The 17,951-nt window shown below is 70.7% G+C and carries 15 protein-coding genes; 5 read left to right on the top strand and 10 right to left on the bottom strand.

The annotated features are described in order from the left end of the window. Positions 1–33: 33 nt before the first annotated feature. From WME76_RS05210 to WME76_RS05195, 4 genes are all read right to left on the bottom strand, one after another. On the bottom strand, positions 34–591 hold the full coding sequence (locus tag WME76_RS05210; RefSeq protein WP_433934841.1) for a hypothetical protein: 558 nt from the start codon (positions 589–591) through the stop codon (positions 34–36). Positions 592–1,613: 1,022 nt separating this feature from the next. Continuing rightward, positions 1,614–2,846 (bottom strand): tetratricopeptide repeat protein, encoded by a 1,233-nt coding sequence (locus tag WME76_RS05205; protein WP_437959087.1) that lies wholly within the window; start codon positions 2,844–2,846, stop codon positions 1,614–1,616. Next, positions 2,843–4,405 carry a SpoVR family protein gene (locus WME76_RS05200; RefSeq protein ID WP_437959086.1) on the bottom strand — a complete coding sequence of 521 codons (1,563 nt, stop codon included), beginning with the start codon at positions 4,403–4,405 and terminating at the stop codon, positions 2,843–2,845. The genes WME76_RS05205 and WME76_RS05200 overlap by 4 nt, the downstream gene beginning before the upstream one ends. A gap of 6 nt (positions 4,406–4,411) precedes the next feature. Continuing rightward, a complete protein-coding gene (locus WME76_RS05195; RefSeq protein ID WP_061605397.1) occupies positions 4,412–5,521 on the bottom strand; it encodes a DUF444 family protein in 1,110 nt (369 codons plus the stop codon). A 170-nt stretch (positions 5,522–5,691) separates the two neighbouring features. Between WME76_RS05195 and WME76_RS05190 the strand changes: the two genes are divergently transcribed. The 3 genes from WME76_RS05190 to WME76_RS05180 all read left to right on the top strand — a co-directional run bounded on the left by WME76_RS05190 (position 5,692) and on the right by WME76_RS05180 (position 7,708). Beyond that, positions 5,692–5,853, top strand: coding sequence for a hypothetical protein (locus WME76_RS05190; RefSeq protein WP_437959085.1), 162 nt, complete (start codon positions 5,692–5,694; stop codon positions 5,851–5,853). 33 nt (positions 5,854–5,886) lie between these two features. Continuing rightward, positions 5,887–6,900: a hypothetical protein gene (locus WME76_RS05185; protein ID WP_437959084.1), complete on the top strand. Its 1,014-nt coding sequence runs from the start codon at positions 5,887–5,889 to the stop codon at positions 6,898–6,900. A gap of 364 nt (positions 6,901–7,264) precedes the next feature. Then, the gene (locus WME76_RS05180) at positions 7,265–7,708 is read left to right on the top strand and encodes a hypothetical protein (RefSeq protein ID WP_437959083.1); all 444 of its coding nucleotides are present in this window, start codon (positions 7,265–7,267) and stop codon (positions 7,706–7,708) included. Positions 7,709–7,863: 155 nt separating this feature from the next. Here WME76_RS05180 and WME76_RS05175 read toward each other — a convergent pair whose 3' ends face one another. The 4 genes from WME76_RS05175 to WME76_RS05160 form a co-directional block, all read right to left on the bottom strand. Continuing rightward, positions 7,864–8,091, bottom strand: coding sequence for a hypothetical protein (locus tag WME76_RS05175; protein ID WP_437959082.1), 228 nt, complete (start codon positions 8,089–8,091; stop codon positions 7,864–7,866). Positions 8,092–8,813: 722 nt separating this feature from the next. After that, a complete protein-coding gene (locus WME76_RS05170) occupies positions 8,814–10,253 on the bottom strand; it encodes a carboxypeptidase regulatory-like domain-containing protein (protein WP_437959081.1) in 1,440 nt (479 codons plus the stop codon). Between the two features lie 404 nt (positions 10,254–10,657). Further along, the gene (locus tag WME76_RS05165) at positions 10,658–11,200 is read right to left on the bottom strand and encodes a hypothetical protein (RefSeq protein WP_437959080.1); all 543 of its coding nucleotides are present in this window, start codon (positions 11,198–11,200) and stop codon (positions 10,658–10,660) included. Positions 11,201–11,250: 50 nt separating this feature from the next. Next, positions 11,251–14,424, bottom strand: a complete 3,174-nt coding sequence (locus WME76_RS05160; protein ID WP_437959079.1) for a bifunctional [glutamate--ammonia ligase]-adenylyl-L-tyrosine phosphorylase/[glutamate--ammonia-ligase] adenylyltransferase — start codon at positions 14,422–14,424, stop codon at positions 11,251–11,253. Positions 14,425–14,549: 125 nt separating this feature from the next. On the opposite strand from WME76_RS05160, the gene WME76_RS05155 reads away from it, so the two are divergent. Beyond that, positions 14,550–15,299, top strand: a complete 750-nt coding sequence (locus tag WME76_RS05155) for a metallophosphoesterase family protein (protein WP_437959078.1) — start codon at positions 14,550–14,552, stop codon at positions 15,297–15,299. Between the two features lie 185 nt (positions 15,300–15,484). Beyond that, entirely contained in the window at positions 15,485–16,417 is a 933-nt protein-coding gene (locus tag WME76_RS05150; RefSeq protein WP_437959077.1) for a diguanylate cyclase, read from the top strand. Between the two features lie 154 nt (positions 16,418–16,571). On the opposite strand, the gene WME76_RS05145 is transcribed toward WME76_RS05150, so the two are convergent. Together WME76_RS05145 and WME76_RS05140 are read right to left on the bottom strand one after the other, a co-directional pair. Further along, positions 16,572–16,949, bottom strand: coding sequence for a response regulator (locus WME76_RS05145; RefSeq protein ID WP_012234398.1), 378 nt, complete (start codon positions 16,947–16,949; stop codon positions 16,572–16,574). 2 nt (positions 16,950–16,951) lie between these two features. Beyond that, entirely contained in the window at positions 16,952–17,797 is an 846-nt protein-coding gene (locus WME76_RS05140; RefSeq protein WP_437959076.1) for a GAF domain-containing protein, read from the bottom strand. Positions 17,798–17,951: the final 154 nt, after the last annotated feature.

The raw sequence follows: 17,951 nt of genomic DNA, 5'->3' as shown, positions 1-17,951 counted from the left end.
GCGGCACGACGGATTCGCGACCGATCGAAGCAGTCATAATTCGTCTACCTCAGTGAACGGGAACTGAATGGCCAGCAGAAGCTGGCCCCCGCCCGCGGGTTCGGTGATGCTGAGTTTGGAGCCGTATACAACCGCGAGTTCCAGTAGCCCAAGCGCCTGCGCGTCGTCGTCCGGAACGTCGTTCTCGAGCTGTTCTCGATACCAGGACATCGGATCGGGCTGATTCACCAGCTGGACGGCGTGGTTGTAGAACTGCGCGCTCTGTTCGTTTACCGGGACCTCGGCCTCGACGAAAATATGACTCTGACTCTTCCGGAACCGTATCTGTATTTCGCCGCTTGGCCCGTGATTTCGATAGACGGCTTCGAGCAGCTCATTGAAGAACGTCGACAACAGGGTGGCATGGCGCTCGGGGTCGTCCTCGTTTGCACTGGCATATCGCGCAAGAAAGTTGGCCAGCTGATGACAGTGGTTCCAACGTTTGCTAAAACCACCCACGGAGAAGTTCGCAGAGATGACCATACCGTCCGCCAGAGGAGCCGGCGGCGGTCGCAACGTCGGGGCTATGTCGGCCTGCTTGGAAACGGACATCAAAGCCTCGGGGGTTGGTTGACGAGTGAGGCACGAACGAGGTTACCCGGGTTCGGGGTGCCCCGTCGAGTGCATCGCGCGGTTTCCGGAGAGCCCCATCCGGGAGTTCAGACGGCAGAAACGTCAGCGGCCGCCCGACCAGCTGCACAAGGTGTGCCACCCGTCCTCAACAATTTTGTAATACGAATCGCACTTCTCGGAGAGTACTGGACGCCTGATCAGCGACTCGAATGGGAAGCGACCTCGTCCAGCCGACCGTACCGCGCGACGGTTTCGCGCTTATCCGGGCGAAACGGGCTCAGCTTCTACCCGATGCGACACCATGAGTCGTCACGGCTGTCAGACATTTTGTCCACAGAGCACCCGCGGCACACCCAAGGGTCTGTGGTACATATTACATATCTCTCTCGGGATCATCTCCGCCGATCGCACGCTGGTTGACCATCAGGTCATTTGGAACGGCTGGAGAGAGGTAATCGAAAGTTCATCGCTGCTGTCAACCCCTGCCGCGCGGCGAGGTGCGCTCAGGCATCGTGTGGTCCCGAGCGGCGCCGCCGGAGTACGGGGCGATGCGTGCGCTTACCTACCCGCCTGCCGGTCGGGCACCGGACTCCAGTGCGCCTCTCGGACGCGGATGAGGTATGCGGCCCTCTCGCGCGGGAGTCGGCATCTCGGGGGCGCGCGGCGCCGCGCAAGCGCCCGCCGCTGGGGCGCCGGGTGTCGTCTCGCATCCGGGATCGCTCACGACAACGATGGTCCTGCAGCCCCCGTCCTCCTTCTGGCTGCCCCTCGATCGAGGGGGCGAGCTTGCCTTCGGCGGGAGCGGCCAGGTGGTGGTATGCAAGGTCGGACGCCGCGACGATTGAGCTTGACAAACAGCCACGCAGACGACGTGGGTAGTCAGCATTGCGGTACCTGGGCGCGTCTGCTCATGGCCGCCGCGCACAGCGCCCGGCGCGGCTTGGCCGCGCGCTCGCGCTGCACGCGGCGCAGAGGCGGCTCGCGCAGCCGCCGCCTCCGCGTCACCTCGGCGCGGCGCCGCGCCGCTCGATCGCGTCGAGCTCCTCCATCACGGCCTTCACGCGCGGATCGGTGGGATCGGCGGCGCGCGCCTTCTCGTACGCCTCGCGCGCGTCCCTGAGCTGTCCCGCCTGCGCCAGCGCGTTGCCCAGGTTGATCCAGGCGCTGCCGAGCTTGTCATCCAGCTTCAGCGCCTCGCGGTAGAGCGCCGTCGCCTTCTGCAGGTCGCCGCGGAGGTGGTGCGCATACCCGAGGTTCGATCGGTACGTGGCGCGGCTCGGGTCGCGCGCCACGGCGGCCTCGAGGTACGGGATCGCGCGCGCAGGATCGTTCGCTGCGAGCAGCGCCGTCCCGAGATCGTTTTGCAGGCGCGCGTCCGCCGGCGACAGCCGCGCGGCGCGCTCGTAGGCGCGGATCGCGTCGGCCGTCTTGCCCGCGGCGAGCAGCGCTGTCCCGAGGTTCGTCTGCCGCTCGGCGTCCCCGGGCGCGAGCTCGGCGGAGCGCGCGAGCTCGCGGACGGCGTCCTGCAGGTTTCCGAGCGCGAGGTGCGCGACGCCGAGCGCCGAGCGCGCCTCGGCGTCGCTCGGGGCGAGCTCCGCCGCCCGCGCGAGCTCGCCGAGCGCCGCCTCGGCGCGGCCGAGGACGAGGTACGCGCGGCCGAGCTCGAGGTGCGCCGGCGCGTAGCCCGGCTCGAGCTTCACCGCGCGCTTCAGCTCCGGAATCGCGGCGAGCAGCGTCCTGTCGTTCGGCGCGCCGCTGAACTCCGCGGACACTCCCGCCCTGGCGATCGCCGCGCGCTGCGCGCCGACGATCGCCGCGGCGTCTCGCCTGTCGAGCTGCGCCGCCGCGCGATAGGCCTTCTCCGCGGCGGCGAAGTCGCCCGTCGCGTAGGCGGCGTCGCCCTCCTCGAGCTTCCTGTCCGCCGCCGTCCCGGTGCCGCGCGCGACGCGCGGCGGCGGGCTCGCCGCGGCGGCCTCGCTGGTCGACGGCGCGTCGAGCGGGACGCCCGAGCCGGCCAGCGCTCCCGCCGCTGCCCCGCTCCCCGCCGGCTGCGCGGCGGCGCTCCCCGCCGGCTGCGCGGCGGGCGCCGCCGCCGCGGGCGCCGCCGCCAGCGCTGGCGGCGGCGCGCCGAGCGGAGCAGACCGCGCGGGCGCCTCCGAGGGCGGCGGCGCGGCGGCGCAGCCGGCGAGCGCGAGGAGCGCCGCGAGCCGGCCGATCGATCCGTTGGAGCTCACAATTTGTACGGCGTCATCGCGTGCTCCTTGCCATCGTACCGGAGCAGCACAGGCTTGTTATCCATCCTGGTCGCGACGCCGACGGGCCGCTTCCAGCACCGTACCAGCGCGACGAGCGTCTCGCGCGCGTAGTCGGCGCGCAGATCGAAGCCGCCGTGCACGTGCTCGAGGAGGAGCTCCCCGCGGTTGCCGTAGTTGGCGTCGACCACGCGGATGTAGGGATCGCCGAAATTCGTGAGCTGGAAGAGGAGCTTCTCCTTCACCTCCTTGAACTCGCGGCTCTCGATCTCGAACCTGTCGTTCCGCCCGGAGAAGCCGAACGTGTACATCTTCTGGTCGATCACGAACTCCGGCGTCAGGAACTCGTCGATGAAGGTCACGTCGTTGTAGAGCGCGCGCACCTGGAAGATCTTCTCGCGGCCGAGGCCGAGCCGCATGTCCCAGGTGCGCTTCGCGTCGAGGTCGGTGCACTCCTCCCACTCGCGGCCGAAGCGGCCCTTGTTCCACCGGTCCTCGATGTAGCGATAGAGCTCCACGCCGACCTTGTACGGGTTGAAGCGCCCCGGCGCCGTCGCCATGACGCCGGCGTTGTTCTCGGCGTAATCGATGATCTCCGAGGCATCGAGGACCTTCTCGGTCATCATCTTCGAGTGCCAGTACGAGGCCCACCCCTCGTTCATGATCTTCGTCTGCCGCTGGGGTACGAAGTAGTAGGTCTCCTCGCGGATGATCTCGAGCACGTCGCGCTCCCACCGGTCGAGCGGCGCGTGGTCGAGCAGGAACTTGAGCACGTCCCGCTCGGGGCGCTCCGGGACCTTGCGCTCGGGCTTCTTCGCGTCCTGCCGCTTCTTCCGCTGCGCCTCGAGGATCTCCTCCGGGTTGATGAAGGAGTCCATGTACTCCTTCGCCCGGAGCTTGTACGTGTCCATCGGCTCTTCCGTGGGCTCCTCATCCTCCCTGGGCGCCGGGCGGCCGGTGAAGGGGGCCCACGGGTCGATGAGGTTCTCGAGCGAGAGGCAGTGGTCGATGAACGCCTCGACCTTGTTGATGCCGTGGCGCTCGATGTGGCGCGCCACGCGCGCGCCGTGGTTCGCCATCTTGTCGATCCACTTGCGGTCGGGATCGTAGTTCTCGGTCTTCCGCACGGGGTCGACGAGCGGGCCGCGGTGGTCGAGGTCGGTGGACCGGAAGCAGAAGTTGTTCTTGAAGAAGTCGACGTGCGCGTACACGTGCGCCATCACGAGCTTCTGATCGGTGAGCGAGTTGCCCTCGAGCAGGTAGGCATACGAGGGGTTGTTGTTGATGACCATCTCGTAGATCTTGGAGAGGCCATACTCGTAGCTCTTCGAGAGCTGCTCGTACTCCATGCCGAACCGCCAGTGCGGGTAGCGGCTCGGGAAGCCGCCGTACGCGGCGATCTCGTTCATCTGGTCGTACGTGAGCATCTCGAAGATGACCGGGAAGAAGTCGAGCCCGTAGTCCCGGGCGATCTTCTCGATGCGCTCCTTCTCGGTGCGCAGGTAACGGGGGAGCGCGGTGTTCAGCGCGAACTTGCTCATACCGCTCTACTTCCCCTTCCCCAGGAAATCCTTGATGCTGCCCACGATCGCGTCCTTGTCCCTGATCTCGCTCACCACGACCCGGTCGTCCTGCGAGAAGTGCTCTTTCAGGTCCTTGATGAACTGGCCCGACCCGTAAGGGCTCTCGACCTGCCCGTAGGCGAACATGTTGACCCGCGGCAGGATCTGCGTCTTCAGCACGTCCACGCAGGAGAGCGTGTCGTCCATCGACCAGTTGTCGCCGTCCGAGAAGTGGAACGGGTAGATGTTCCACTCGTCCGGCGGGTAGTCGTTGTCGATGATCTGCGAGCAGAGCTTGTACGCGCTCGAGATCATCGTGCCACCGGACTCGCGCGTGTGGAAGAACGTGTCCCGGTCGACCTCGCGGGCGATCGCGTCGTGGATGATGAAGCGCGACTCGAGGCCCTTGTACTGGCGGGTCAGCCACGCGTCGATCCAGAACGACTCGATGCGCACGATCTCCTTCTGCTCGTCGCCCATCGATCCGGATACGTCCATCATGTAGATGATGACGGCGTTCGCGACGGGCTCGGTGATCGTCTTCCACGAGCGGTACCGCTTGTCGTCCGGGATCGGGACGACGACGGGCGCCGTCGGGCGGAACGTCCCGCTCGAGATCATCCGCTTCAGCGCCTCGCGGTACGTTCGCTTGAAGTGGCGCAGCGACTCGGGGCCGACGCGGCGGATGCCCGAGTAGCGGTCGTGGGCGTTCGAGATCTTGCTCTTGCCCTTGTCCTGGATGTCGGGCAGCTCGAGCTCCTCGCCGAGGATGCTGGCGAGCTCCTCCAGCGTGACGTCGACCTCGAGGAGGTGGTCGCCCTCGCCGCTGCCCGCCTGCCCTTGCCCGGGCTGCTTGTCGTCCGAGCCCCCCACGGGATCGCCGGGGTTGCCGTCGCCCTGCCCGACGCCGCCGCGCTGCTTGTCGCCGAAGCGGAAGCGCGGGATGTCGATCTGGGGGATGGGAATCGAGACGAGGTCCTTCCCCTTCCGCCCGATGAGCTCGCCTTGCGAGATGTACTTGCGGAGGTTCTCGCGGATGCGGCCGCGAACGATCTGACGGAAGCGCCCGTGATCCTGGTCGATCTTCAACGACACGCTGGCGAGTGTAGCATCGGAAGCGGTCTCCGGTCCGCACGTTCGGCGGGTCGCGCCGTCCCCGCGACGTCCGCCGTCCCACCGTCACGCCCGCCCGTCGCGGACTGCGCCCGTGGTAGCCTCCTGGACGTGCTTCCCCGAGCGGTCGATCTCCCACCCCCGAGGCACCCGTGAGCCCGGCGACGCCGCTCCTCGGCCGCGCGCTGCACGGGGCGCCGTGCGCCGCCCCGGGCGACCGCTGCGCCGGGCCGTGCACCGGGCGGGTCGGCCGCGGGAGCGGCCGGGACGGGGACGCGCGCGGCGCGGCCGACGGCGGCGGCACCCGCTCCTGACCGACGATGCGCGGCGCGATCGTGCGAGGCTCGATGGGAAACGGCTGCGCGATGGCGCGGGGCGCCGCGCTCGCCGCGCTCGTCGCGATGACCGCAGCGCCGTCCGCGCAGGCCGCGCCGCCGGGGGCGCCGGCCGAGGGGGCGCCGCCGCGTGATCTCGCGGTGGCCGGCCTGCTCGTCGATCTCGAGAAGATGGTCGAGGTGCAGCAGTCGCTCGGCTGGACGATCGACAGGTACGAGCTCGACGAGATCATGTCGCCCGCGCTGATGAGCGTGTGCTCGGCGACCCCGGAGACACGCGTCGCCGCGCTCGCCGCGCTCGACCGGCGGATCCTCGAGCTCGGCGGGCCCGTGGAGGAGGCGTTCCGGCGCCGCGGGGGCGACCTCGACGAGGTCGCGGATCTCCTGTTCGCGACCCGGGTGCGCGCGCTCCTCGACGAGGCGATGCGCCGCGCGGGGCACGGCCGCGACGCGCGCGAGGCGCGCGCGACGTACGAGACATCGACCGAGTGCCCGTTCTGGCTCCGCCCCTCGCCGGCGTTCCGGGGGCGCGAGACCGACGCCTACCGGACGACGCTCAACCTGGAGGGCGGCGGCCTCGGGGCGCTCGAGGCCGCGCAAGGCAGGGTCCTGCTCGGCGCGGGCGGGTCGGCGCGGCTGCTGCTCGGCCGCGGGCTCGACGAGCGCTGGACGTTCCTGGCCGGCGGCGAGTTCGGCGGCACGGCGCAGTTCGAGCAGACAGAGACGAAGACCCGCTTCCCCATCAGCTTCACCGCCGCGCTGCCGATGGTGCTGCGGTATCACGCCCGCACATGGCACTACGAGGGCGAGCTCGCCTCGCTCGCGTACTTCACCCAGGACGACCTCCGCGTGAGCCCGGGGCTGCGGCTCGGCGCGCTGGTCGGCGTCTCTGCCCTGCGGGTGCGCGGCATCATGCCGTGGGCCGGCCTCGGGATCGCGGTCGAGCACGTGCTGGAGACCCACCGGCGCCCCGCCCAGTGGAACCTCAAGACCGGCGCTCGCCTCGGCTTCGACTGGGGTTTCTGAGCGCGCCGGCGCGGCCTTCAGAGGCGATGTGCGGGGAGCCGGACGCGCAATAGGCGCATCCGCCCGGGTGGGCTACAGCGGCTCCTGATTTCGATTCCGGTACTTCCCGCCGACTTTCCGACCGGGAAAGAGGAAACGCTGTGGCACCATGAGTCCACGAGCGAGCTCATGTCGAGAGAGCTCGGGGGAGGGCTCAATGCCGAGAGGCGAGACAACGAAGGATACGTCCAAGCAGAGCAAGCGGATCGGGAGCGGCGAGCGGGAGCAGGCTTCGACCGCGACGTCCCAGGGCGAGGTCGGTCGGACGGCGTCGGGCCGACGGACCCGGTCTGCGGCCGGGGGCGCGAGGAAGACCGCGGGCCCGATGCGGCGAGGGACCCAGGCCAAGAAGGGAGCGCGCAAGGCCGGCGCAGGCGTCGCGGCGCGGCCGAGCGGGCCGCGGCGCGCCGCGGGGACGGCGAAGAAGGCGGGCGGCACGGCGAAGAAGGCGGGCGCCGGGCAGGCGAGCCGGCAGCGGAGCGCCGCCGCGAAGAAGGCGGCCGCGACGAGGAAGCGCAACGCCGCCGGCGGGGCGGCGGGGCGCGCGCGCGCCAAGGCGGGGCCGGCGGCCGGCGGCGCGCGGCAGACGGCGCGCAAGGCGGCGGGCGCGAAGCGGGCGACGACGCAGCGCGCGGGCGCGACGAAGCCGCGGACCTCCGCCGCCCGCACCGGGCGCGGCGGAGCGCAGCGGACGAGGGCAGCGCAGCCGGGCGCGCAGCGGGCGGGCCAGAAGCGCGCGACCGCCGGAAGGCGGTCGGCGGCCCGCTGAGCCGCAGCGTCGGGCGCGCCGCGCGTCGCGGAGCGCCCACCGCAACCTTTCCTATCTCCCATCCCAGGATGATCCAGCCGCTCGTCGGCGAGCGCCGTCGCGCCGGGGCTCGATCAGAGCGACTCGTCAGCAGCCGTCGCCGCGCCCGGGCTCGCTCAGCGCGGCGACGGCGCCGGCGAGGACATGGGCTCGCCCACCGTGAGGATCACCCACGTGGCGGTGAGGAAGTGATACGAGGTCCCTCCGAGGCCCGCCATCGCCGACCGCGCGCGGGCGCGCCTCGCGCAGAGCGGGCAGCCCGCGTCGCCGCGCCGACCGATCAGGTACCGGCGCGACGACGGCGGCGGTGACGCAGGACAGACCTGAACTTCATCGCCCTCCATCACTCCGCACTTTCCCCCCATCCTGCTCTGCAGCGGAGGCGCCTCCGTGCGCCCGGTGATCTGCGACGCCCCGCGGGACCGGAGCGCACGACCCTCCTCGCCAGGCCAGCCCTCGAGGACCCGACATGCGGCCGCTGACGTAGGGGGATGCTGGACCATCGTAGGCATGCTCCTTCGGACGAGCCGAGAGCCAACGACCCAGGCGCGGGATGTGGCGCCGCACTGCGGCCGAGATTCATCCTAGCAGGATCCCGCGGCCACGCATGGATGACATTCCGTATCTGCGTGGTGCTTCCCACCGCGACAGCCTCTTGTCTTCGCTGTCGTGCCCCTGTGTATCTTGTGCATTTCCTCTGCTCTATCGATATCGCAACGAGGTGCGCGGGAGCAGAGCGTCAATTGCGCTGGCAGCGTCAATCTAAAGTACAGCGCGTACGATGGCGAGCGCTGGCGATCCGCGCCTCACGCGCGGCGCGCGCGAGCCGCGCCGGACAAAGGCGGGATCTTCCGGAGCGATGTTAGGGCATGTCCTGATGAACTCCGGCGCTCACCGCGCCGGTGGGGCGGGGCCCGCTCCCGCCCTCAGAGCGAGCGTCATTTCCAGGAGGACTCGGGGAAGAGACGATGGTTATCAGGAGAAGTCTGATGGCCGTCCTGCAACCGCGGGACACCGCTCGGGAGCCGACGCGCGGGCATCAGCGATCCGGCGCTCGCGGGGCGCGTCAGCGCGGGATGGGCTCCGGCACCGGCGGCGGCTCGTCGTCGGGCACGATGCACGCCGACAGGTCAAACAGCATGAAGAGCAGCGCCTTCTCCTGAGGGGTCAGCTCCTCCGTGGAGCAGCCCTCCGGGAAAGGCGGGCCCGTGAGATCGCCCGCGGAGACGTGGATGTCGGTGAACACGAGACGGCCGCACTGCTGGTCTTCCGGGACGCCGATGGGCGTGTTGAACGTGAAGTACTGGATCCCCGCCGGCTCGGGTTGATCGTAATAGATCCACCGGGTCGAGATCTCGTCGTTCACGTCGTTCACCGTGTGCTGAGCTCCGTTGATCACGATCTGGCCGTGCACGTCCGACGCGCCGACGTTGACGAGCCAGTCCGCCAGGGCTTGCCCCTTCGGGAGCGTGGTGTCCACGAGCGCCGTGAGCGGGCTCTCCGGGTCCTCGTTGAAGTTGTCCCAGACCGCCGTGTCCGGGAACGGCGCCGGCCCGCGCTTCAGCCAGACGTTGTGCCAGTGGGACGCGAACACGCGCCCGCCGAGCGACGTGTAATCGAACAGGGCCTGGCGCGCCGTCTCGGGCTTGTCGTCAGCGTACGGATCGCCCTCGCAGGCGAGGATCACCATGTCGTACTGGCGCAGGCTGTCCACGGTCCCCCAGAGGCTCGTGGCCGGCGTGAACGCCGCGCCTTGATTCAGGCCGTCCGCATACTGCGTGGTCACGGGGTGCCCGGCGTCGCCGCGGCCCGCAAACAGGTTGATCCGGCCGGTCCCCGTCTCGGGCGTGAACTCGCTCTCCGAGATCCCGAGCTTGTGCAGCAAGCATTCGAGCGGATCGGCGCCGCCCGTGGTGAGGGCGATCTTCGGGAGGTGCCCCTCCGCTTGATTGCGCGGCAGCCGGATGGTCCCGGCGTCGGTCGGTGTGTCCTTGCACCCCTCGACCGCCGGGAGGATGATCTCGCGCCGCCACTTGCCGACCTGAACGACGAGCGGGATGTTCTCGCCGGCCGGCACGTCCTCCAGGACGAAGTTTCCCTTGGTGTCGGTCAGCGCGGTCACGATCGGGGAGCCCGAGAGCGTCGCGCTGCATTGGTCGCAGGTCGCGCCGTCCGTGATCTCGTCGAGCGGCGCATTGGGCACGTAGACGATCACGTTATAGAGGGGCAATTTGCCAGAGGGGTCGTAGACCGTGCCGCTCACGGTGGTCTTCGCCTCGCCCTCGCAGTCGACCTGCTGGCATTCGAGGCCCTCGCACGGGCCTTCGCCGCCCGTGCCGGTCACCCCGACGTTCACCAGGACCCCACCACCGATGCCGAAATCGCTGCCGCCAGTCCCATGCCCACCGCCAGGCCCCGCGCCGCCGGATGCCGTGGTCGCCGTGCCCCCCGTGTCGCCGCAGGAGCAGCCAGCCATGACGCCCGGCGCTACAGCGATCGCAGCCATCAAGACTCCCGCCTTGCCCGACCAAGTCAACATTTCGAGCCTCCCGGGCGCTGCCGGCAAACGTGCCCTGCTGCCGCCCAGTGTCCATCGTAGGCCAGTGCCTAGAAATCGGGAAGTATGTCCGGCGAGGAGCAGGAATGAAGCGATGGTAGATCAGGGTAAGCTCTGATACCCAAAACTACCGACGCCGCGCAGGACGCACGCGTCGCGAGGTCGGACGAACGGACAGCGGATCTCCGCGCGTGCGACATGGTGTGAGCGACGATGACAGAGGGCTCGGCGCACCGGCGGCGGCGGGCGCGCGGACGCGACGGCTGCGCCGCGCAAAGGCGCGCCGCGAGCGAGGGAGAGGGCGAGCGCGGCGGCCGCCCTGCTCCTCCGGAACGGAGCCGCCGGGCGATTGGCTACTGCGGATTCGCGCGCGACAGACCGAACCAGAGCACGGCGTGCCAGCGCTCGTTCCATCTCAGCAGCATCGGCCCGATCGCAAACCCGGGCCCCGCGGCGCGCAGCTCGTCCTTGAGGGCGCTCACGGGCCACGGGTTGCCGAACGCCTTCTCGCCATAGGTCAGCGCCAGCGTCGGCGCGCCGTCGAGCTCCGACGGCAGGAGCTGCGCCTTGAAGCGCCACACCTTGCTCCCGAGGACCACGTTCGTGCCGGAGTTGCCCCCGTGGTCGAACTCATTGCCTGTCCAGGGCATCCAGCGCGACGCGATCGCCGTGATCAGCGGGCGCGTCGCCATGTGAACTCCGGCCGTCGGGTGCAGGGCGAGCAGGCGCCCTCGCGGCGCGTCGCCGAGCTCCGCGGGATCGGCCGGCTTCCCCGCCTCGTAGAGCTGCTGCAGCGCCTCCGGGTGCGCGCCGACGAGGCTGTCGAGGGAGGCTGCCTGGATGTTGCAGCGGCGCGCGACCGCCGACGCTGCGTGCTGCTCGCTCTGGGTGGTCATCGTCTGGCGCCTGGCATTCCACCGCGCCCCGCGAGGGTCAACGGCAACCGTCAGCGCGCCTCGCCGGACGCGCTCGACTCCGGCGCCGCCTCGCTCCCGACGATGGCCTCGTACGCCGCGCGGACGCGCCCGGTGATGGCGCCGTAGCGCGCGAGCAGCTCCCGCGCCGACTCGGCCGCGGTGCGGCCCCGGATGCCCGTCCGCCGCGCGAGGAGCGGGACCCCGGGCGCGTTCTCCTCGAGGAGCTGCGAGGCGTCCGCGTGCACGATGCGGATCCGCTGCTCCAGCTTGCGCAGGAAGGCGTGGCCGTCCCGGAAGACCTCGGCGTGCTTGGGCGACAGGTACCCGGCCGAGGCGAGCGCGTCGATCGCCGCGAGCGTCTCGGTGGTCCTCACGCGCGGGTCGGCGCCGTGGCGCATCTGCAGGAGCTGCACCGAGAACTCGATGTCCGCGAGGCCGCCCCGCCCGAGCTTGAAGTCGCGCCGGCCGCGGCGCTCGTGCGAGAGCTCGCGCTCCATGCGGAGCCGCAGCCGGTGGATCTCCTCGGCGATCGGGTCGAAGTCGTCCGCGTGGAGGTACGCGGCCTCGTGCGCGATCGCGATCGCCTCCGCCCCGAGCTCGGGATCGCCCGCCGCCGCGCGCGCCCGGATCAGCGCGAGCCGCTCCCAGGTCGCCGCGCGGATGTGCCGCGCCCCGGGCGACGAGTCGGGCTCCGCGGACGCCGACGCCGTCGCGCCCGCGCGGCGGATGCCGTGATAGCGCGCGAACGAGTCGATCGACGTGACGAGCAGCCCCTGGCTGCCCGACGGGCGCAGGCGCGTGTCGAGCTCGTAGCCCGGTCCGGCCGCGTGCGACATGGAGATGAGCCGGATGATCTGCCGGGCGCGCCGCGCGTAGTACGTGCCCGGGTCCGAGCCGGGCCCGTGATCGCCGGCCGACGCGCGCGCCGGGTCGAACAGGAAGAAGACGTCCAGATCGGACCCGTAGCCGATCTCGCGGCCGCCGAGCTTGCCCATCGCGATCACGGCGAGCCCCCGCACCGGCTCCCCCGGCGGCGTCCCCAGCGCGAAGCGCGTCGCGGCCTCCAGCGACGCGTCGGCGAGATCCGAGAGCGCGAGCGTCGCCTCGCGCGTGCCGACCTCGCCGCTGAGGTCGGCGAGGCCGACCTCGATCGTGACGCGCGCCTTGGCGCGTCGGAGCGCGGCGATCAGCGCCTCCTCGGGATCGTCGTCCGGCGCGGCCTCGCTGAGGCTCTCCTCGATGGTGTGCCTGATGACGTCGGCGCCCGGCGCGCCGCGCGCGAACAGGACGACGTCGACGAGCTCGGGGTACCTGACCATGGCGTCGCCGATGAACGCGCTCGACCCGAGCGCCTCGACGAGCCTGCGGAGCGCGCGCGGATCGTCGCCGAGCATGCGCGCGTAGACCGACGAGTGCCGGATGCGGGAGAAGCACAGCCGGAGGAAGCGCGCCGCTTGCTCGGGATCGGCGGCGTCGACGACCGCGGCGAGCAGCGTCTCCGCGAGCGACGAGGACGCCTCGCGGCTGCGCGCGCCGAGCAGGCCGTCCGGGTGCCGCGAGAGCTCGAAGAGGTCGTCGGCGACGTCGCGGAAGCGCGCGGAGAGCGAGGCGTGCGCCCCCGGCTCGAGCGGCGCGGCGCCGGGCTGCGCGGCGAGCTCCGCCGCGGCGCCCGCGTCCGCCGCGGCGCCCGCGTCCGCCGCGGCGCTGGCGGCGGCCTCCGGCTCGCCCGCCGGGCCGCCGAGGACGAGCACCGCGTGCTTCGCGAGCGCCTCGGCGAAGGCGTCGCGATCGCCGCGGTCGAGCGCGGCCATCGCCTCGATCCACCGCGATGGCCGGGAGCTCCCCTTCGGCAGGAGCGACAGGAGCCGGGCCTTGATCCGGCTCCGGCGCTGCTCGGTGTCGGCGAGGAACGCCGCGGCGTCCTTGAAGCGCAGCGTCCGGGCGAGGCGCTCCATCTCGGCCTCGCTCTCGGGGAGCAGGTGCGTCTGCACGCCGGTCGCGGACTGGACGGCGTGCTCCGCGCGCCGGAGCGCGAGGTAGCCCTCCACGAGCTCCCGCCCCTCGCGATCGGTCACGTACCCGAGCGTGCGCAGGCGCCGCAGGCCGTCGAGCATGCCCTGCGCGCGCGCCCGCGGCTCGCGCCCGCCCCAGATGAGCTGCAGCGCCTGCACGAAGAACTCCGCCTCGCGGATGCCTCCGGGGCCGAGCTTCAGGTCGCGCGAGGCGTCGTGCGAGAGCTCGACGCGGGCGCGCTCGACGAGCTCGATCATGTCGACCGCGAGCTGGGGGTCGACCCGGCGCCGCCAGACGAACGGGGCGAGCACCCCGAGCGCCTCGGCGCCGAAGTCGAGATCGCCCGCGATCTCGCGGGCGCGGAGCAGCGCGGCGCGCTCCCAGAGGCGGCCGAACGACTCGTAGTAGCGCTCTGCCGCGGCCAGCGAGTTGACGATCGGGCCGCTGCGCCCCTCGGGGCGCAGCCGGAGGTCGACGCGCCAGACGAAGCCGTCCTCCGTGACCTCCTCGAGCGTCGACGTGAGGCGGCGCGCGACGCGCGCCCAGAAGTCGTGCAGGGTGACCGAGACGGCGCGATCGCCGGAGGGGCCGACCTGCCCCTCGTCGGTGTCGTAGAGGTAGATGAGGTCCACGTCGGAGCCCGCGTTGAGCTCGTCGCCGCCGAGCTTGCCCATCCCGAGGACGACGAACTTCGACCGCGCGCCCGTCGCCGTGCGCGGCTCCCCGAACCGCGCGGTCACGGCCGAGACGGCCTCCGCGAGCGCTACCTCGATCGTGGCCTCGGCGAGCGCGGTGAGCTCGCGCGCGGTGTCGTCGACGTCCGCGCCGCCCGCCGAGGGCGGGAGCAGCTCGCGCAGCGCGATGCGGATCCGCTCGTCGCGCGCCGCGCGCCGGAGCTCGCGGCGGACACGGTCGGCGTCCGAGACGTCGCCGACGCGGGCCCGGAGCCGCGCGAGGTACGTGGCGCGGTCGCGGGCGGTCTGGTGGCCCTCGGCCGCGAGCCGCTCCGCGATGTCCGGATTTGCCTCGATGACCGCGCCGATCGCGGGGTAGGCGGCCGTGAGGAGCGCCGCGATCGCGAAGGCCATCGTCCCGGGGCGCAGGCGAGGCGTCAGCCGCGCCGCGCGCTCCTTCACGCGTTGCTCATCGATCGCGTTCGCGATCTCCAGGAGCCTCGAGACCTGTTGCATGGCCGGAGGCTAGCAAGACCGTGGGGTCGCGAACGTCGGTTCCGCAGCGCCCGACCGCCAGTTTATCGCGCCCCGACCTCACCTCGCGCCTTGGCGGAGCCGCTCCCAGATCCTATGCTCGCCGGGTGCGATTGCTCTGCGTCTCGGATATCCACGGCCACGCCGACGCGCTCGCGGCGGTCCTGGCCACCGCCGAGCGCCGAGGCTACACCCAGCTCCTGGTCGCCGGAGATCTCTGCTTTCCCGGCCCGAAGCCGCTCGAGACCTGGCGACGGCTCACCCAGGCCAAGGCGGTGTGCGTACAGGGCGTATCCGACCGCGCCCTGGCGACGCTGGACATCCACAACGTCAGGCCACGGAGCGAGCACGAACGGGCGCGGCTCGACCGCCTGGCCCAGACGCGCACCGAGCTCGGCGAGCTGATCCTTGCCCGGCTGGCGCGGCTCGCCCCGACGTACCGCCTGCCGCTCGAGGACGGCGGCGAGCTCGTCCTGGTGCACGGCTCCCCTGCGGACCCGCTGGAGCCGATCTCCCACGACATGACGGACGAGGAGGTGCTCTCCCTCCTCGGCGACGATCCGGCGGACGTCGTGATCTGCGGCGGCTCGCATGTCCCGTTCGACCGCATGGTGGGCGGCGTGCGCATCATCAACGTCGGCTCGGTGGGCGAGGCGCCGTGCTCGATGCGGGGGGACGTGCGAGACGTGCGGGACATGGATCGCGTGCGCGTGGGCGCGCGCCCTTCGGGCGAGCTTGTGCGCAGCGGGGCCGTCTCCACCTTTGGCACGGGGCACGCCGACGCGACGTTCGTCGAGATCCGGGCGGGCGAGCTCTGGGTCGAGCAGCTCGTGGTGCCGCTCGGCAGAGCGGCGTGAAGGCGCCTGCGCGCGGCAAGGCACCCCTGTGCGGGGAGGCGCCCGCGCGCGGGCGAGAGAGGCGCGCGCGGCGCGCGTGATGCGCGCAGACGCACGTTGCGCATCCTACCCGACACGGAACATCGCCTGCGCCATGCCCTCGCGCTTGAACCTGTTTCAAGGATTGAGGATCATCCTCAGGGAGCATGGGCAGCCACCACCCCGACGATGACTTCGAGGCCACGCGGGTGGCCAACGTTGGGGAACTCCAGAAGGAGCTCCCGGCGCGCTCGCCGAAGGACCGCGCCTACCTCATCGTGCTCGCCGGCTCGAACGTCGGCGAGATGTACCGGGTCGAGGGCGCCGAGATCGTGATCGGCCGGGCGTCCGGGGCGACCATCCGGCTGAACGACGACGGCATCTCGAGGCGCCACGCCCGCCTCCTCCAGATGGACAGCCAGGTGCTCATCGAGGATCTCAACAGCTCCAACGGGACGCTGGTGAACGGCGAGCACGTGACGCGCGTCGCCCTGCACGACGGCGACAAGATCCGCCTGGGTTCGACGACCGTCCTCAAGTTCACCTACCACGACTACCTGGACGAGTCGTTCCAGCAGCAGATGTACGATGCCGCGCTGCGCGACGCCCTCACGAAGGCCTTCAACAAGAAGTACTTCCTGGATCGGCTCGAGACCGAGGTCTCCTATGCGCGGCGGCACAGCGCGCACCTGTCGCTGCTCATGTTCGACGTCGATCATTTCAAGAGGATCAACGACACGTTCGGGCACCTCGCCGGCGACTACGTCCTCGCGAGGATCGCCAAGATCGCGAGCAACACGGTCCGGACGGAGGACGTGTTCGCGCGCTACGGCGGTGAGGAGTTCGGCATCCTGTGCCGCGGCGTGGCGCTCGAGAACGCGGGCATCCTCGGCGAGCGGCTGCGGCTCCTCGTCGAGGGGTCGGTCTTCGAGCACGAGGGCGTCCGCGTGCCGACGACGATCAGCGTCGGCGTCGCGGCGCACCCCGACATCCCGGTGCAGAGCGGCCAGGAGCTCATCGCGGCGGCCGACGAGGCGCTCTACGAGGCGAAGCGCACCGGCCGGAACCGCGTGCTCCTGAAGTTCGGCCAGAAGACCTGAGCCCGGGGCTCGTTCCGGAGCACAGCGGACATCGCGCGGAGCTCGACGCTGAGTGACGCGGCGGAGGCGCGCGTCCACGACGCCTCCCCGAGCAGGCCGCGCGGGCGCTGCTCGGGCGGCCGGTCCGCGCGCGCCCGCCGGCGCGGCGCGTGCCTCAGTCGATCTTGAGGAGCTCCTTCACCTTGGCGATGACCTGCGGCGCCTGGATGGGCTTCGTGATGTACGCGTTCGCGCCGAGCTGCAGCGCGCGCTGACGATCCTCCTGAGACCCCTCGGTGGTGATGATGATGATGGGGGTGTCCTTGTGGACCGGATCCGTGCGCACGCGCTTGACGAGCTTGAGCCCGTCCATGATCGGCATGTTGATGTCGGTGATGATCACGTCGTACTTGGTCGAGGCGAGCTTGCGGAGACCGTCGACGCCATCATCCGCCTCGGTGACGCGGAGGTTCTTCACGCGCGCCAGCGCGAAGACCAAGAGCTGCCGCATCATGGGCGAGTCTTCAACGATCAGACACGAGTACTCGGCCATGATCAGTCCTCCAGGTCCAGGAATGCCTGGACGCCGGGCACCTTCCGGCCGGCGTCGGTGAAGAGCCGCGCGTTGATGAGGGCGGGGGCGGCCTGGGCCCCGAGGAGCTTGAAGAGCTCGGTGTCCACGTTCACGAACTCCGTCTTTTGCGGGAGCGTGCTGAAGATCGCGATGACACCCACGGTGCGCCCGTTGAAGTCGAGCGGGATCACTGCGGCGGGGTCCTCGATGCTCCCCTGGGAGACGTCCTTGGTCTCGTCGAAGAAGATTTCCCCCTTCGAGAATGCCTGGCCGATCGCGCCTTCGGTCACCGGCATGCGCGTGATCTCGTCCACGGCGACGCCTTCGCTCGCGATCGAGACAAGCTCCTTACCATCAGGAGACGCCAGGTACACGGAGAAGGCGCCCGCCCCGAGGAACTGCGCGAGCAGCTCCTTCAGGTTCCGCAGGACGTGGCGCACGTTGCGCGCCGCGTGGAGCTGCGACAGCGCGACGTACAGGTTCGCGAGGTTCGCGAGCTCCCCCTCCGCCTCCGAGTAGCGGCTGTTGAAGCGGTCGGAGGCCGCCACCATCCGCACCGACTGCGTCACGAGGTCGCGCTTCTCCTGCTCGAGCTCCTCGATCTTGCGGAGCAGATCGCGGATGGCCGAATCGCTGGCGAGGTGCGCGCGGAGCTTGCCGTTCTCCGACTCGAGCTCGGTGATCTTGTCGCGAAGGCGCTCGTTCTCGCGGAGGAGCTCCTCGGTCAGCTGCGCCCCCTTTCGGAAGAACTGCTGAATGAAGGCATCGCGCTCCTTCTTCAGGTCCTCGGGGGGACGATCGCTCTGACGCCCTTTTTTCTCCGTCATTTTATCCCGGGGTTCTCCAGAGCTTCGGACCGTATCATGCGGGGCTGACCGGACGGAAGCGTCGAGCGCGGGCCGCAGCCGCGCCCGGACTCTGCGCCGGAAGGGCCCGGAAGGGCGAGCGCCCGGCGCACCGCGGCCGTCACAGACGTCGGGG

The organism is Sorangium sp. So ce119, assembly GCF_051524405.1.
Classification (GTDB): domain Bacteria; phylum Myxococcota_A; class Polyangia; order Polyangiales; family Polyangiaceae; genus Sorangium; species Sorangium cellulosum_G.
This window is presented reverse-complemented; position numbering and strand designations above follow the sequence as displayed.

What these genes read in the sequence shown, in the direction of transcription:
- WME76_RS05210 (WP_433934841.1), bottom strand. Translation starts at nt 591, where the DNA reads ATGTCCGTTTCCAAGCAGGCCGACATAGCCCCGACGTTGCGACCGCCG.
- WME76_RS05200 (WP_437959086.1), bottom strand. Translation starts at nt 4,405, where the DNA reads ATGAGCAAGTTCGCGCTGAACACCGCGCTCCCCCGTTACCTGCGCACC.
- WME76_RS05185 (WP_437959084.1), top strand. Translation starts at nt 5,887, where the DNA reads ATGGGAAACGGCTGCGCGATGGCGCGGGGCGCCGCGCTCGCCGCGCTC.
- WME76_RS05180 (WP_437959083.1), top strand. Translation starts at nt 7,265, where the DNA reads ATGCGGCGAGGGACCCAGGCCAAGAAGGGAGCGCGCAAGGCCGGCGCA.
- WME76_RS05175 (WP_437959082.1), bottom strand. Translation starts at nt 8,091, where the DNA reads ATGGAGGGCGATGAAGTTCAGGTCTGTCCTGCGTCACCGCCGCCGTCG.
- WME76_RS05170 (WP_437959081.1), bottom strand. Translation starts at nt 10,253, where the DNA reads ATGGCTGCGATCGCTGTAGCGCCGGGCGTCATGGCTGGCTGCTCCTGC.
- WME76_RS05165 (WP_437959080.1), bottom strand. Translation starts at nt 11,200, where the DNA reads ATGACCACCCAGAGCGAGCAGCACGCAGCGTCGGCGGTCGCGCGCCGC.
- WME76_RS05160 (WP_437959079.1), bottom strand. Translation starts at nt 14,424, where the DNA reads ATGCAACAGGTCTCGAGGCTCCTGGAGATCGCGAACGCGATCGATGAG.
- WME76_RS05150 (WP_437959077.1), top strand. Translation starts at nt 15,485, where the DNA reads ATGGGCAGCCACCACCCCGACGATGACTTCGAGGCCACGCGGGTGGCC.
- WME76_RS05145 (WP_012234398.1), bottom strand. Translation starts at nt 16,949, where the DNA reads ATGGCCGAGTACTCGTGTCTGATCGTTGAAGACTCGCCCATGATGCGG.
- WME76_RS05140 (WP_437959076.1), bottom strand. Translation starts at nt 17,797, where the DNA reads ATGACGGAGAAAAAAGGGCGTCAGAGCGATCGTCCCCCCGAGGACCTG.